Origin of the sequence: Pseudomonas sp. Root569, assembly GCF_001427465.1 — a bacterium.
In the GTDB taxonomy this organism is placed as follows: Bacteria; Pseudomonadota; Gammaproteobacteria; order Pseudomonadales; family Pseudomonadaceae; genus Aquipseudomonas; species Aquipseudomonas synxantha.
In genome coordinates this window covers 247,369-262,827 of record NZ_LMGQ01000027.1, presented here as the reverse complement: position 1 = coordinate 262,827, position 15,459 = coordinate 247,369, and the positions used below count along the sequence as shown (strand labels likewise).

Genomic DNA, 15,459 nt, shown 5'->3' with positions numbered 1-15,459 from the left:
CAATCAGACTTCAACATGTTTGGCTGCTGTCGAAGACTCTTCAAATGACACGCCCAGGCGTTCAAACTCCTGGAAGAAGTCCGGAAAGGAACAGTGAACATCCTGATAGCCATCCAACTCGTTGATCTGTTGGCACCGCAGGGAGGCGACAAACAGCGACATGAAGATTCGATGGTCACCCCAGGCCGACAACACTGCGTCACCGGCGTAACTCGGTTCTCCACGAATGAGGAAGCCGTCGTAAACGCCGTTTTTAAATAACGGCTCTATGGCCACGCCCATTTTTACCAGCTCAGTCACCATCGCTTCGATGCGTGGCGACTTGTGCAAGCGGGTAATGGAGCCGCCAGTGACCTTGAACTCGCCTTGCACATAAGCACCTATCGCCGCCAGCGTTGGCACAATATTAGGATAATCACTCGCATCAAAATGATATTCGCCTTTCAATTCGGCCAAGTTATTAATAATGCGCACTTCATTGGTAGCGTCATTAAATTCGACCTTTACCCCCAGCGCCTCGGCCACCTTAAGAATTGCACGCTCCCCCTGCAAACTCTTGCTGTTCATGTTTTTCAGGGTCAACGTACCGGGGAATATTATTCCAGCCGCAATCAAGTAGGACGAGGAAGTGTAATCACCGACTATCGTGTAGTTTGCACTCTGGTACTGACCTGGGTATACCTTGATCCGCGAATAGTCCGCGTTCACCTCAAAGACAATCCCCGCTGTACCGAGTGTTTCCAGGGTTTGCTTGATATACGACAGCGACAGAATTTCACCACGGATATTGACCACCGTAGGTTGTTTGGCCAGAGGCGCGCAGAAAAGAATAGCGGTGATGAATTGCGAACTGATGTTGCCCTCAATCGAGCATTCCCCACCCTGATAGCCACCCCAATTGACGATAGGCGCCTTGCCACTGTGGTTGATGCATGAAATGTGTGCGCCCAGCCCTTCCAGCGCTACAAACAAGGGCTCCATGACACGTCCGCGCAGTACATCATCCCCGGTAATAACGGCCGGGGTCGTTGTAAAGCAGGTCAGCGCGGCAAACACTCGAAATACCAACCCGGAACCCAGCGCGTCGATCACTTTCTTTTCGGGCTTGATCAAGCCGCCGGTGCCCGTCACCACTAACCGCCCTGGTTGCTCTTCAATCACTGCGCCGATACTACGACAGGCCTTTTTCATTGTTTCGGTTTCGAGACAACGAAGGTCGTTGTAAATATAGGAAGTTCCTGATGCCAAGCTCGCGGCAATAATTGCCCGCTGCGTTTCAGGTTTTGAGGAGGGGATGGTAGCGATGTTGCCGATCGATGCAGTAGGAAAGACTTTCAAGCGTTTTTGGGTCGACATGCGTTGCTCCCTAAGACAGTAGATCCAACGTGATCGGCGAGTGGGCATAACACTCACCGGCTAGGCTGAAACATCTTGTTACAACCGCTTAAAAACCTAACCTAGGGATTGGAACGTTTCAAATAACAAAAAGGAATAAGATTGGATCCAATCTATGACGTGTTTTATTTTATTCTTTATTTTCAGGGCATTACGAACCACAAAAAAAAGACAAAACTCATAAAAAAACCGCCATTGCAGGCGGTTTAAAATTGGAAATCTTGAATAAGGCAGATGGCACAACGACACATATTGCTGTTCATTAGAAGATACCAGGGTATGCTCCACCATCAACAAGGAGGTTCTGCCCCGTCATATAGGCAGCCTGATGACTGCATAAAAATGCGCACAATGCAGCGAACTCAGCGGGGTCACCAAAGCGCCCCATGGGAATGCTCGCCAGACGACTTCCAGCCACCGCGTCGAAGGTTTTTCCTGAACGCTCTGCTGTCGCTTGAAGCGTGTGCTCCAGGCGTTGCGTCTTGAACGCTCCAGGTAAAATATTATTGATCGTGGTGTTTTTTGCAGCGAAGTCCTTTTGGCGTGCCAGGCCGGCAACGAAGCCTGTGAGCCCACACCGTACCGATGTTGAAAGCCCCAAGGCATCCAGGGGCGACTTGACCGCACCAGACGTTATATTAATGATGCGGCCGAAGCCTCGACTTGCCATTGCGTCGATCACCAACTTTATCAGCTCGATAGGCGCCAACATATTTGTGTCAATTGCTGAACGCCACTCGTCACCTGTCCATTCGCGAAAGTTTCCCGGCTTGGGCCCCCCGGCATTATTAATCAAAATATCAACTTGCGGCGCGGCATCGACCAATGATTGGCGAATCGATGGATCCGTAATATCTCCGATAACCGAGATGACTTCGACCTCCGGATTTCTTTGCTTCAAGCGTTGCGTGGCGGCTTGCAAGTCAACCGCGCCTCGCGCGTTGATCACGATGTTTACACCTTCATCCGCAAGCGCCTGCGCACAGCTATAACCCAAGCCTTTACTGGCCGCACAGACGACTGCCCATTTGCCTCGAATCCCTAAGTCCATCATCACTCCTCGATCAGTGGTTCATCTTGCAACCCGGGTATTAAAAACCCGCACTTGTCCATTCGATATCACAGATGTCCGCAGAGAAACAAGCAGGGTATTTCGCCTATAGAGAAGCAAAAAAATACCCCTCAGTGAGGGGTATTGTTCAAGTGCGGCAGGACGCTTGACTGAGCTATTTTTTAACGCCCAGTTTTTTCAACTCTTCATCACGCAGTTCGCGACGCAGGATCTTGCCCACGTTGGTGGTCGGCAGTGCATCGCGGAACTCCACGGCCTTGGGCACCTTGTAGCCGGTGACGTTGGCGCGCATGTGCTCCATGACTTGGTCCTTGGTCAGGGTGGCCCCTGGCTTGACCACGATGAAGAGCTTGATGTGCTCCCCGGATTTCTCATCCGGTACGCCGATGGCTGCGCATTGCAGTACCCCCGGCAAACCGGCCAGCACGTCCTCCAGCTCGTTGGGGTAGACGTTGAAGCCGGAGACCAGGATCATGTCTTTCTTGCGGTCGACAATGCGCATATAGCCATCGGGCTGGATGATCGCGATGTCGCCAGTCTTCAACCAGCCTTCACTGTCGAGCATCTCGGCCGTGGCGTCTTCGCGCTGCCAGTAGCCCTTCATCACTTGCGGGCCCTTGACGCACAGCTCGCCGGTTTCGCCCAGCGCCAGCTCGGTACCGTCGTCGGCGATGACTTTGCACACCGTGGACGGCACCGGAATGCCGATGGTACCGATCTGGATATTCTGGATCGGGTTGACCGTGGCCACCGGGCTGGTTTCGGTCATGCCGTAGCCTTCGCAGATGCTGCAGCCGGTCACCGCCTTCCAGCGCTCTGCCGCTGCCAGTTGCAACGCCATGCCGCCCGACAGGGTGACTTTCAGCGCTGAGAAATCCAGCTTGCGGAAGCCTTCGTTGTTGCACAGCGCTACAAACAGCGTGTTGAGGCCGACAAAACCGCTGAACTTCCACTTCGACAGTTCCTTGACCATCGCCGGCAGGTCACGCGGGTTGCTGATCAGGATGTTGTGGTTGCCGATCAGCATCATCGCCATGCAATGAAAGGTGAACGCGTAGATGTGGTACAGCGGCAGCGGCGTGATCAGGATCTCGCAACCTTCATTGAGGTTCGAGCCCATCAGCGCCTTGCACTGCAGCATGTTGGCGACGAGGTTGCGATGGGTCAGCATCGCGCCCTTGGCCACGCCGGTGGTGCCGCCGGTGTATTGCAACACCGCCACGTCGCTGCTGGCCGGGCTGGCGTCGTTGACCGCCTGGCCATGCCCCTTGGCCAGCACGTCGTTGAACTTGATCGCCTGGGGCAAGTGATAGGCCGGGACCATCTTCTTCACGTACTTGATCACGCTGTTGATCAGCAGACGCTTGAACGGCGACAGCAGGTCGGCAACTTCGGTGACGATTACATGCTTGACGGCGGTCTTGGGCACGACCTTTTCAGCCAGGTGCGCCATGTTGGCCAGGCAGACCAGAGCCTTGGCCCCGGAGTCATTGAATTGATGTTCCATTTCCCGCGCGGTGTACAGCGGATTGGTGTTGACCACGATCAGGCCGGCACGGATGGCACCAAACACGGCGACCGGGTATTGCAGGACGTTGGGCAGTTGCACGGCGATTCGATCGCCGGGCTTCAAGTCGGTATGCTGTTGCAGGTACGCGGCGAAGGCGCCGGACAATTCGTACAGTTCACCGTAGGTGATTGTCTTGCCCAGGTTGCTGAAAGCCGGTTTGTTGGCGAAGCGCTGGCAGGACTGCTTCAGTACCGCCTGAATATTCGGATACTCGTCTGGATTGATTTGTGCAGCAATCCCGGCGGGGTACTTATCCTTCCAAAAGTCTTCATTCATGGAAGCCCACTCCTCAGCGACGCGAATTCATCATCGCATTTGATGCGATTATTATTGGTGTATGTCTTTTTAAGGTGAATCTGGCGCTTTCAAGCAGGCCGAGACGTCACAAAGCGCGCCGAGAGTAGCAGCTTTGCCAAGGGCCGCCTAGAGCCAAAAGAGGGCCCTACAGTCATAAACATGACTCAAGAACATCTAATGGTCATTTTTAGAGCAAAGATTCTATATCGCTGAAATCCGCTCTGGAATGGGCCTCACGGGTGACAAATAACAATTGTGGGAGGAGGCTAGCTCCCGATAGCGGTGGGCCAGTCAATTAACCAGGTGACTGACACTGCGCAATCGGGGGCAAGCCCCCTCCCACATTTTGACCCTATTTCAATTCAGGCTATGTCGCGTAGCTCCCGCCGCAGAATCTTGCCCACCGGCGTCATCGGCAACGACTCCCTCAGCACAATATGCTTGGGCACCTTGTAGCCCGTGAAGTTGGTCTTGCAGTACGCCTTCAACTCCTCAAGGCTCACCCCCTGGGCCCGTGCCACCACGAACAATTTCACCGCCTCACCCGTACGCTCATCCGGCACGCCGATCACCGCGCAGTTGGCTACGGCCGGGTGGGCCATCACCACGTCTTCGATTTCGTTGGGGTACACGTTGAAACCCGAGACGATGATCAAATCCTTCTTGCGATCCACAATACTGACGTAGCCATCGGTATCGATCACCGCAATGTCGCCGGTCTTGAGCCAGCCTTCGGCGTCCAGGGTCTCGGCGGTGGCGACCGGTTGCTGCCAATAGCCCTTCATCACCTGCGGCCCTTGGATGCACAGCTCGCCGCGTTCGCCCAGCGGCAGTTCGTGCCCCTCATCATCAATGACTTTCATTGCCGTACCGGGCACCGGAATGCCCACGGTGCCCAGGCGTGCCAGGCCGCCGTAGGGGTTGGTGCTGGCCACCGGTGAGGTTTCCGTGAGGCCGTAGCCTTCGCCAATGGAGCAGCCGGTCAACGTCTTCCAGCGTTCAGCCGTGGCCTTGACCAGGGCGGTGCCGCCGGAATTGGTGATCTTGAGGTGGGAGAAATCCAGGTTCTTGAAGTCAGGGTGATCCATCAGCGCCACAAACAGGGTGTTGAGCCCCAAGAGGCAAGAAAATCGCCACTGCTTGAGTTCCTTGATAAAACCGCCAATGTCTCGAGGGTTGGTAATCAGCACATTGTGGTTGCCTGACACCATCATGCACATGCAGTTCGCGGTGAATGCGTAGATGTGGTACAGCGGCAGCGGGGCAATCATCACCTCCTGCCCTTCCTTGACCAGCGGGTGGCCGTCCTCGCCCAGTTGCGACATGCATGCGCGCACTTGCTGCATGTTCGCCACCAGGTTGCCGTGGGTGAGCATCGCGCCCTTGGCAAGGCCAGTGGTGCCACCGGTGTATTGCAGCACGGCGATATCGTCCAGGCTCACCGGATGCCGCGTCACGCCAAGCCCCGCGCCCATGCGCAAGGCGCGCTTGAACGACACCGCCCGTGGCAGGTGGTAGGCCGGGACCATCTTCTTCACCTTGTCGACGACGGTATTGACCAGCCAACCCTTGGCGGCGGGCATGAAGTCGCCCATCCTGGCTTCGATCAGGTAGTCGATCTCGGTGTCGGTGCAAACCTCCTGTACCCGCGAACCGAACAGGTTGAGGTAGACCAGCGCCCGCACGCCCGCGTCCTTGAACTGGTGACGCATTTCGCGCGGAGTGTACAGCGGGTTGGTATTGACCACGATCAGCCCGGCGCGCAGAGCGCCGAATACCGCCACCGGGTAATGCAGCACGTTGGGCATCTGCACCGCGATACGCTCGCCAGGCTTAAGGTCGGTGTGCTGCTGCAGGTAACCGGCAAACGCCGCACTCTGGCGCTCAAGCTCAGCGTAAGTCAGGGTGATGCCCATGTTGCTGAACGCCGGACGGTCGGCAAAAGTCTTGCAGGAACGCTCGAAGACCTCGATCACCGACTTGTAGGTGCTGAGGTCGATGGTATTGGGGACGCCCGCCGCGCGTTTGTCATTCCAGAAATCAGGTTGCATTATTCTTGTCCTCTTACCTGAATGTGTCCGGCCGCTCTATCCATTTATAAGAAGCGGAGCCTTGGGGACGTTAGCAGCTATGGCCAAACAGGCAAATATGCTTAATCGTGTCATTGATTGTATGAATCTTGCGGCTAACGTGTAGGCAGATACTGCGTCCCTCTGCCAATGAGCGATACACTGCAATGATTCTGAGCAAATGGAGTCGCCATGAACCACAGCACCTTCTGGCTGACCGCGAACGACCGCAGCCGCCTGTACGTCAATCAATGGATACCCGACGGGCTGCCCAAGGCCGTGCTGATGCTCGCCCATGGCATGGCCGAGCATAGTGGTCGTTATGCTCGCCTGGCCGAAGCCCTGTGCAGCGCAGGCTATGGCGTGTATGCGCTGGACCAGCGCGGCCATGGCCGTACTGCTGACGAGGGTACCTTGGGGCTCTACGCCGAAAAGGATGGCTGGAACAAGGTGGTGGGCGACCTGGCCAGCCTCAACCAGCACATTGGCCAGCAACAACCTGGCCTGCCGATTATTTTGCTTGGCCACAGCATGGGCAGCTACATCGCCCAGGGTTATCTGCTGCACCACAGTGCCAGCCTGCATGGAGCGATTCTCAGCGGTTCGAATTTCCAGCCGGTGGCGTTGTACACCGCAGCGCGGTTGATCGCTCGTATCGAACGCCTGCGCCAGGGTGCGCGCGGCCGCAGTGCGCTGATCGAGTTCCTGTCGTTCGGCTCGTTCAACAAAGCGTTCAAGCCCACCCGCACGGCATTCGACTGGCTCAGCCGCGACCCTGATGAAGTCGACAAGTACATCAACGACCCACTGTGCGGCTTCCGTTGCACCAACCAGCTGTGGATCGACCTGCTCGGCGGCTTGCAGCAAATCAGTAAAGCGTCCAATCTCGCCCAGATCGACCCGGGCCTGCCGATCCTGGTGATAGGCGGCGAATGTGATCCGGTGAGCGAAGGCAAGCGTCTCAAGGATCTGGCCCATGCCCTGCGTGAAGCCGGCTGCCAGAACGTGCAGTTGAATCTCTACCCGCAGGCGCGGCACGAAGTGTTCAACGAAACCAACCGCGCTGAAGTCACAGCGGATGTATTGACCTGGCTCGACCAGGCCCTGGCCCTGCGCAGGCCGGCCCGCTGCGAATAATTTTTCGTTTAAAATCAGTTAATTAATTACCGCTTAGCCACAGGATGCAGCTTTAGATGACCCAGGTAACCAACACCCCGTATGAAGCCCTCGAAGTCGGTCAGACGGCCAGCTACAGCAAGTTGGTAGAAGAGCGCGATATCCAGCTGTTCGCCGCCATGTCCGGCGACCACAACCCCGTGCACCTGGATGCCGAATACGCTAAGGCGACCATGTTCAAGGAGCGTATTGCCCACGGCATGTTCAGCGGCGCGTTGATCAGTGCAGCCGTGGCCTGCGAGCTGCCTGGGCCGGGCACTATCTACATCGGCCAGCAGATGACCTTCCAAAAGCCGGTCAAGATCGGCGACACCCTGACCGTGCGCCTGGAAATCCTCGAAAAGCTGCCAAAGTTTCGTGTGCGCATTGCCACTCGGGTGTTCAACCAGCGTGATGAACTGGTGGTGGATGGCGAAGCGGAGATTCTGGCGCCGCGCAAACAGCAGGTTGTGACCCTGACTGAGTTGCCGCCGATCAGCATCGGCTGAGGCTGACTGCAATTTTAGAATCTGCACAATGCAAAAATGTGGGAGGGGGCTTGCACCCGATGGCGGTAAATCAGTCACCTATTGAGTGATTGACTCACCGCAATCGGGAGCAAGCCCCCTCCCACAGTCGTTACAGTGCAGGTCTTACGACTGAGCGCGAGCCTGGTTACGCAGGGCTTTCACTTGGTCGTGGTTGCGCTGTACGCCATGGTACTGACGCTCTACCAGGTCACGAATGCCCAGCAGGTTGTGCTTGTTGATCTTCTCGATCGCTTCACGGTAAGCCTTGAGTGCGTGGTCTTCACCGCGCTCAGCTTCGTTCAGCACGGCCTCTTCGTCTTTGCCTGTAACCATCGACTTCACGTCGACCCAACCACGGTGCAGAGCACCGGCCACGCTGCCGGAATCTTCCGGATCGCCGCCCAGGGCACGCACTGCAGTTTTCAGTTCAGCGGCGGCAGTTGCGCAATCAGCGGAGCGCTTGGCGAACAGGGCCTTGAGTTCTGGATGCTTGATATCTTCAGCACATTCCTTGAAACCCTTTTGGCCGTCGATGCTGGTCTCGATCAGGTCGTTAAGTACGGAGATCGATTCTTTATTGATGTCAGTCATTTTTCAATTCCTTATACGGGTTAGAAGGTTGTCTTGGTTATTGCAGTGCCCGTGCCAGGTTTTTAAAAACAAAAATAATGTTAAATTTCAATAAGTTACGATTTATTGAACCATCTGTATTGACGTTATTTGCATGATCTGTCATTTGGCCTTCATGCAGAATGCCTGTATTTTCGAAGACGTCGCCTCAACTGCATGATGCTTATGAACCCCGAAAAACTCGAATTGCTGATCACCCGTGAAATGCCCTTCGGCAAATACAAGGGCCGGATCATCGCCGACTTGCCCGGGCCTTACCTGAACTGGTTCGCCCGCGAAGGTTTCCCGCACGGTGAATTGGGCGGCTTGCTGGCCCTGATGCAGGAAATCGACCACAACGGCTTGTCTGAACTGCTCGAACCGCTGCGTGCTAAACACGGTAAACCCGCCCCTCGTCATTAAGAGACTCGCCATGCCAAGGAATGCTGATAACGAACCCCACTGGCGCGCCATCGCCGAGCGCTTTGACCTGGAGCCTGGGCCGATCAACCTGGAAAATGGTTATTTCGGGCGCATGAGCCGTGCAGTACAGGCGCAGTACCTTGAACACATCAGCTATATCAACCGCAGCAACTCGGTGTATGTGCGTCAGCGCTTTGAGCAGGGTGAAAATATCCAGATCCGCCGCCAATTGGCCGCACTGATCGATGTCGATCCGCAGGCGCTCGCCTTCACCCGCAACGCCACCGAAGCCTTGCAATCGCTGATCCGCAACTACAACCGCCTGCAACCAGGCGATCAGGTATTGATCAGTGATTTGGAGTACGACACGGTCAAGGGGGCCATGCGCTGGCTTGCAAGCGTCCGTGGCGTGGAGGTGATCGAGGTATCACACACCCATCCGGCCAGCTTCGACAGCCTGGTACGGACTTATCGCGACGCGTTCTTGCAGTACCCGCGCATCAAGCTGATGGCCCTGACCCATGTCACCCATCGCACCGGCCTGGTAATGCCCGTTGCAGCCATTGCCGGGGCTGCACGTGAACAGGCTATCGATGTGATCCTCGACGGCGCGCACGCGCTTGGCCAGATCGAGTTCAACCTGGCCGAACTGGGCATTCAATTCGCCGGTTTCAACCTGCATAAATGGATCGGCGCGCCGCTGACCCTGGGCTTTATGTATATCGCCCCGGAACGCCTGGCCGATATCGATCCGGACATGGGCGAGTTTCACTACCCGGCCACAGATGTGCGCGCGCGTACGTCCTACAGCACGCCGAATTTTCCCGCGCTGATGACCTTGCCATTAGTGTTTGAAGAACATCGACAATTGGGCGGCGCTGCCGCCAAGGGCGCACGGGTGAATTACCTGCGCGATCTGTGGGTAAGCCAGGTAAGGCCATTGCCGGGGATCGAAGTGCTGACGCCGGATGATCCGCGACTGTATTGCGGGATCACAGCGTTCAAGTTCATCGGGCGGGATCAGCAGGTGATGGTGGACAGGTTGCTCAAGGAACACGATCTGTTTGTCACCACGCGCACGGGGGCTGCGTTTGGCACCTGTATCCGGGTGACGCCGGGGTTGCTGACGTCGGCAGTGGATATCGGCGTACTGGTCAACGCCATTACCGAGCTAAGCAAAGATTAAACTGTGGGAGGGGGCTTGCTCCCGATTGCGGTGTGTCAGTTACCAGACGCTGTGGCTGATCTACCGCTATCGGGAGCAAGCCCCCTCCCACAGTTTTTCGGTGAGCCTGAAGATTTTCTACGGGCAAAAAAAAGCGGCGCACCGACCAAGTGCACCGCAAAAATGCCGTTAAAGCACAGCAACAACGATTCGGTAAATCAACTCAATCCAGCAGCGCCAGCGCCTCGGCGGTGACTTCCTGGATGCGCGCCCAGTCGCCGTTCTTGATCCACTCAGGGTCAAGCATCCAGCTACCGCCCACGCACATCACGTTTTTCAACGCCATGTAGCTCTTGATATTGGCCGGGCCGACGCCGCCGGTCGGGCAGAACTTCACTTCGCCAAACGGGCCGCCAAGGGCCTTGATGGCCGCGACGCCGCCGCTGACTTCGGCTGGGAACAGCTTGAAGCGGCGATAACCCAGGCCATAGCCTTCCATGATGCCCGAAGCGTTGCTGATCCCAGGCAGCAGCGGGATCGGGCTGTGTACCGAGGCTTCCAGCAGGTCGCGGGTGATGCCGGGGGTAACGATAAATTGCGAGCCGGCCACTTCAGCCGCTTCGAGCATATGGCGGTCAAGCACGGTGCCGGCGCCGGTGCACAGCTCAGGACGCTGTTCACGCAATACCTGAATGGCCTTTAGGCCAAATTCCGAACGCAAGGTCACTTCCAATGCGGTCAAACCGCCGGCTGCCAGGGCGTCGGCCAGCGGCAGGATGTCCTGTTCGCGGGCAATGGTGATCACCGGCAGGATCCGCGCCTTGGCGCAGAGGCTGTCGATCAAGGCAACTTTATCCGCCATGGACACGGTCGGTTGAGGGCTTTTCATAGCGGCTGATCCTTGGCTCATGGGCACCAGTAAATCTCTAGAGTAGGTTGCAAAAACGCGCGAATCGGCATGGCAGCAACATCGTCACTGGCCAGGGCGGCGCTCAAGGTGGTCAATTTCGAACTGCCGGAAATCGACAGCACGGTGTAGTTGGCCGTGGCCAGCAAGGCGCGACTCATGGTCAGGCGCTGATGTGGCACGGTGGGCGCCAGCATCGGCCAGCAACGGCGGGTTCCGTCGGCCTTAAGCGCCTCGCCCAGGTTCGGGCTGTTGGGGAACAGCGATGCGGTGTGGCCGTCATCGCCCATGCCCAATACCAGCACATCAATAGCTGGCAATTCGGCCAGCAGTCGATCAGCCTGCTCGGCAGCGTCTTCAAGATTAGCGGCAGCGCTGTACAGACTGATGAACCTGGCCTTGGCCGCCGGGCCTTGCAGCAGGTGTTGCTTTAACAGGCCGGCGTTGCTGTCGGCGTGCTCTACCGGCACCCAGCGTTCATCAGCCAGGGTGACGGTGACCTTGGACCAGTCCAGGCCCTGCTTGGCCAGGTTTTGGAAAAACGCCACAGGGCTGCGGCCACCGGACACCACCAAGGTCGCCTCGCCACGGGCACTGATGGCCGCGCGCAGTTGCTCGGCCACGTCATTGGCCAGGCCATCGGCCAGCAGCACAGGCGTACGATACTCATGGGCAGTCACGCCCTGAGGCAGTTTCAATTCAGATATCGCCATACCACGACCTCCCATCCCGCGTGATCAGTGCAATCGAGCTCATCGGCCCCCAGGACCCCGCCGCATACGGCTTGGGCGCATCGCCGGACTTCTTCCAGCCGGCGATCAACTGGTCGCACCACTTCCACGCGGCTTCGATTTCATCTTTGCGAACAAACAGGTTCTGATTGCCGCGCATTACTTCCAACAGCAAACGCTCGTAGGCATCGGGGATCCGTGCGCTGCGATAGGTGTCGGAAAAATTCAGTTGCAGTGGCCCGCTGCGCAGTTGCATGCCCTTGTCCAGGCCTTGCTCCTTGGTCATCACTCGTAAGGAAATACCTTCGTCCGGCTGCAGGCGGATGATCAGCTTGTTGCTGATCTGCAGGCGCTGCTCGGGAGCGAAGATGTAGTGGGACGGTTCCTTGAAATGGATGACGATCTGCGACAGCTTTTGCGGCATGCGCTTGCCGGTGCGCAGGTAGAACGGCACCCCGGCCCAACGCCAGTTGCGGATATCGGCACGCAGGGCGACGAAAGTCTCGGTGTCGCTCTGGGTGTTGGAATTGTCTTCTTCCAGGTAGCCCGGCACGGCTTTGCCGGCGCTGTAGCCGGCGATGTACTGGCCGCGCACCACCTGGGTGGTCAGGCCCTCGGGGCTGATCGGCGCCAGGGCCTTGAGCACCTTGACCTTCTCGTCACGGATGCTGTCGGCGGACAGGTCGGCCGGCGGGTCCATTGCAATCAGGCAAAGCAGTTGCAACAAGTGGTTCTGGATCATGTCCCGCAGCTGGCCAGCCTTGTCGAAGTAGCCCCAACGGCCTTCGATGCCGACCTGCTCGGCCACGGTAATTTCCACATGGGAGATGTAGTTCTGGTTCCACTGGGTTTCGAACAGGCTATTGGCGAAACGCAGGGCGATCAGGTTCTGGACGGTCTCTTTGCCCAGGTAGTGGTCGATGCGATAGGTGCGGTTTTCCGGGAAAAACTGCGCCACGGCGTCGTTGACCTTGCGCGAGGACTCCAGGTCCGAACCGATGGGCTTTTCCAGCACCACACGGGTGTTGTCCGCCAGGCCGACCTTGGCCAGGTTCTCGCAGATCGCGCCGTACACTGCCGCCGGGGTAGCGAAATAGGCAATCAGGCGCTGTTCGCTGCCAACGTTCTCGGCCAGGGCGACGTAGTCGTCAGCCTTCATGAAGTCGACATGCACATAGGCCAGGCGCGCAAGGAAGCGCGTGGTCACGGCTTCGTCGAGTTCCTTGCCGACGTACTTACGCAATTGTGTTTCGATATGGGCCAAGTGTTGCTGCTCGCTACCGGCTTCACGGGCCAGGGCCAGGATGCGCGTGTCGTCGTGCAGCAACCCGGCACCATCGAGTTGATAGAGAGCAGGAAATAACTTGCGCAGCGCCAGATCACCCAAGGCGCCAAACAGGGCAAAGGTGCAGGGTTCTACGGTTATCGAAGGCATGATGTTTGTTCTTTTATCAAGTTAAGCTACAAATACCTTTTTTCAAGGCATCACTCAAGGAAAAATGTAGTAATAACCACAACATTTTCCCGAAATACGCATTCCGAGTGGTGGTGTTCAGCTACCCTCAGTAGGATAGGCCACCGCAAACGGCCACTCATCGATTGGTCACTGCCCCTTATTTGCATCGTCGCCCGAAGGAAAGACTGAATGGACCGCGTGCGAAATCTTCTGGAACAGATCCGGAACCGCCTCGAAGAATTGAACAAGGCCGAGCGCAAAGTCGCTGAAGTCATCCTGCTCAACCCGCAGCAGGCCACCCGCTTCTCGATTGCCGCCCTCGCCCAGGCCGCCTCGGTCAGTGAACCGACGGTCAACCGCTTCTGCCGTTCGTTCGGCGTCAGCGGTTACCCTGAACTTAAATTGCAGCTGGCGCAAAGCCTGGCCAGCGGCGCTGCGTATGTCAGCCGGGCCGTGGAGGCTGATGATAACCCCGAAGCCTACACCCAGAAGATCTTTGGCAGCGCCATTGCGTCCCTGGACAGCGCGTGCCAGGCCCTGGACCCGGCCCTGATCAGCAAGGCCGTGGACTTGTTGATCCAGGCGCGGCAGATCCACTTCTTCGGCCTCGGGGCTTCGGCACCGGTGGCGATGGATGCGCTGCACAAGTTTTTCCGTTTCAACCTGGCGGTGACCGCTCATGCGGATGTGCTGATGCAGCGCATGATCGCTTCGGTGGCCCACACCGGTGAGTTGTTCGTGATCATTTCCTACACCGGGCGTACCCGTGAACTGGTAGAAGTGGCGCGTATTGCCCGGGAAAACGGTGCTTCAGTACTGGGTGTCACCGCCGAGAACTCGCCGCTGGCCAAGGCCAGTACGGTAAGCCTGAACATTCCGTTGCCGGAAGACACCGACATCTATATGCCAATGACGTCACGCATCATCCAGCTGACGGTGCTGGATGTGCTGGCAACCGGCATGACCCTGCGCCGCGGGGTGGATTTCCAGCCGCATTTGCGCAAGATCAAAGAGAGCTTGAATGACAGCCGGTATCCGGTGGGGGACGAGTTCAACTAGGCCTGGACTTGTGTTGGCTGCACTGGCCTCATCGGGAGCAAGCCCCCTCCCACATTTGAAGGTATTCACAAATCAAACTGTGGGAGGGGGCTTGCTCCCGATAGGGCCCTCAGCCATACACCTAAACCCCAGCCCTGGCCTGCAAACTCAAATGCGCCCTCTCCCCCGGCGCCAGGCTGGCCCCGGCCATCGCCGACTCTACGCACACAAACCCCGACGCCTCATTAAAGCTCACGCCCAACAGCGGCCGGCTACCTGGGTGCCACACCACCGTGTCGGCGCTGTCGCCGGTGTCGATGCACAGTTCGCGCTGCCAGGCATGGTCCTTGAGCTGCAATTCGCCCTCATGCTGGAATACCCGCTGGCAACCGCCATCGACCCTTAGCTCGCCTTCCTGCTGGCAAACCTGGCGGTTGAGTTGGTCGTAGCCCTGCGCCCCGTCGAGCCCAGACAGCGCTACCTCATCAACGTGACCAATACGCCAGTAAGCGTGCAACGCATGGCTCAGCTGGCACGGCAGTTCGTCCTGATGCTCAGTGCTCAGGCGCAGGTCCAGGGTTTCGCCCAGGTGTGCGTGCAAGTCCACCTGCCAGTCACACAGCTGCAATTGCCAGTGCAGGCACACGCCGTCGTCGTCGGTGCTGCTGTCGAGCAGCTTCCAGTCGATCAAGCGCGCCCAACCATGGGAAGGCCAGGCGTTTTCGCTGGGATGGCGGCCATACCAGGGCCAGCACACCGGCACGCCACCACGAATGGCACCGACTTGCGGCCATTTGGCGGCGCACCACAGCCAGGGCTTCTGGCCCGTGGGTTGAAAGTGCAGCAATTGCGCGCCCTGACGACTGAACACCGCCTGGCACAGGGGATGGTCGATCACCAACACGTCGCGCATCTGAAAGCGTTCCCAGGCGAACACTGGACGTTCGCGCAGGGATTTGAAAAAGCGTTGCAGCGGTTGCTCATGCATGTGCCCAGGTCCCGAATATCACAGTGCAACCCAAAAAAAAGCGGATAGCCATGG

The 15,459-nt window shown here is 57.6% G+C and carries 14 protein-coding genes; 5 read left to right on the top strand and 9 right to left on the bottom strand.

Going from position 1 to position 15,459, the window contains the following annotated elements:
• Window positions 1–3 precede the first annotated feature (3 nt).
• From aroA to fadD2, 4 genes are all read right to left on the bottom strand, one after another.
• A complete protein-coding gene (gene aroA, locus ASD70_RS24725) occupies window positions 4–1,356 on the bottom strand; it encodes a 3-phosphoshikimate 1-carboxyvinyltransferase (protein ID WP_056847658.1) in 1,353 nt (450 codons plus the stop codon).
• A gap of 301 nt (window positions 1,357–1,657) precedes the next feature.
• Window positions 1,658–2,446, bottom strand: a complete 789-nt coding sequence (locus ASD70_RS24720) for an SDR family oxidoreductase (protein ID WP_056847657.1) — start codon at window positions 2,444–2,446, stop codon at window positions 1,658–1,660.
• A gap of 175 nt (window positions 2,447–2,621) precedes the next feature.
• Complete coding sequence (gene fadD1, locus ASD70_RS24715) at window positions 2,622–4,313, bottom strand: long-chain-fatty-acid--CoA ligase FadD1 (protein WP_046069253.1); 1,692 nt, start codon at window positions 4,311–4,313, stop codon at window positions 2,622–2,624.
• A gap of 383 nt (window positions 4,314–4,696) precedes the next feature.
• Entirely contained in the window at window positions 4,697–6,385 is a 1,689-nt protein-coding gene (gene fadD2, locus ASD70_RS24710; RefSeq protein WP_056847656.1) for a long-chain-fatty-acid--CoA ligase FadD2, read from the bottom strand.
• A gap of 210 nt (window positions 6,386–6,595) precedes the next feature.
• On the opposite strand from fadD2, the gene ASD70_RS24705 reads away from it, so the two are divergent.
• Together ASD70_RS24705 and ASD70_RS24700 are read left to right on the top strand one after the other, a co-directional pair.
• Window positions 6,596–7,540, top strand: coding sequence for an alpha/beta hydrolase (locus ASD70_RS24705; RefSeq protein ID WP_046069255.1), 945 nt, complete (start codon window positions 6,596–6,598; stop codon window positions 7,538–7,540).
• Between the two features lie 56 nt (window positions 7,541–7,596).
• Window positions 7,597–8,067 (top strand): MaoC family dehydratase, encoded by a 471-nt coding sequence (locus ASD70_RS24700; protein ID WP_015885544.1) that lies wholly within the window; start codon window positions 7,597–7,599, stop codon window positions 8,065–8,067.
• Window positions 8,068–8,211: 144 nt separating this feature from the next.
• Here ASD70_RS24700 and ASD70_RS24695 read toward each other — a convergent pair whose 3' ends face one another.
• The gene (locus ASD70_RS24695) at window positions 8,212–8,679 is read right to left on the bottom strand and encodes a ferritin-like domain-containing protein (RefSeq protein WP_003175720.1); all 468 of its coding nucleotides are present in this window, start codon (window positions 8,677–8,679) and stop codon (window positions 8,212–8,214) included.
• Window positions 8,680–8,883: 204 nt separating this feature from the next.
• Here ASD70_RS24695 and ASD70_RS24690 point away from each other — a divergent pair, with 204 nt between their 5' ends.
• Both ASD70_RS24690 and ASD70_RS24685 read left to right on the top strand, forming a co-directional pair.
• A complete protein-coding gene (locus ASD70_RS24690) occupies window positions 8,884–9,120 on the top strand; it encodes a DUF3820 family protein (protein WP_003213031.1) in 237 nt (78 codons plus the stop codon).
• 10 nt (window positions 9,121–9,130) lie between these two features.
• Window positions 9,131–10,306 carry an aminotransferase class V-fold PLP-dependent enzyme gene (locus ASD70_RS24685; RefSeq protein WP_056847655.1) on the top strand — a complete coding sequence of 392 codons (1,176 nt, stop codon included), beginning with the start codon at window positions 9,131–9,133 and terminating at the stop codon, window positions 10,304–10,306.
• A 202-nt stretch (window positions 10,307–10,508) separates the two neighbouring features.
• Here the strand turns inward: ASD70_RS24685 and ASD70_RS24680 are convergent, their stop codons facing one another.
• Genes ASD70_RS24680 through zwf form a run of 3 tightly spaced genes read right to left on the bottom strand, consistent with a single transcriptional unit; the run spans window position 10,509 to window position 13,358 of the window.
• Window positions 10,509–11,174, bottom strand: a complete 666-nt coding sequence (locus ASD70_RS24680; protein ID WP_017735662.1) for a bifunctional 4-hydroxy-2-oxoglutarate aldolase/2-dehydro-3-deoxy-phosphogluconate aldolase — start codon at window positions 11,172–11,174, stop codon at window positions 10,509–10,511.
• Between the two features lie 17 nt (window positions 11,175–11,191).
• Window positions 11,192–11,905 (bottom strand): 6-phosphogluconolactonase, encoded by a 714-nt coding sequence (gene pgl / locus ASD70_RS24675; protein WP_046069258.1) that lies wholly within the window; start codon window positions 11,903–11,905, stop codon window positions 11,192–11,194.
• Entirely contained in the window at window positions 11,892–13,358 is a 1,467-nt protein-coding gene (zwf, locus tag ASD70_RS24670) for a glucose-6-phosphate dehydrogenase (protein WP_046069259.1), read from the bottom strand. The genes pgl and zwf overlap by 14 nt, the downstream gene beginning before the upstream one ends.
• Before the next feature lie 219 nt (window positions 13,359–13,577).
• On the opposite strand from zwf, the gene ASD70_RS24665 reads away from it, so the two are divergent.
• Window positions 13,578–14,438 (top strand): MurR/RpiR family transcriptional regulator, encoded by an 861-nt coding sequence (locus ASD70_RS24665; protein ID WP_169856377.1) that lies wholly within the window; start codon window positions 13,578–13,580, stop codon window positions 14,436–14,438.
• A 121-nt stretch (window positions 14,439–14,559) separates the two neighbouring features.
• Here the strand turns inward: ASD70_RS24665 and ASD70_RS24660 are convergent, their stop codons facing one another.
• Window positions 14,560–15,405, bottom strand: coding sequence for a D-hexose-6-phosphate mutarotase (locus tag ASD70_RS24660; protein WP_056847654.1), 846 nt, complete (start codon window positions 15,403–15,405; stop codon window positions 14,560–14,562).
• Between the last annotated feature and the right edge of the window lie 54 nt (window positions 15,406–15,459).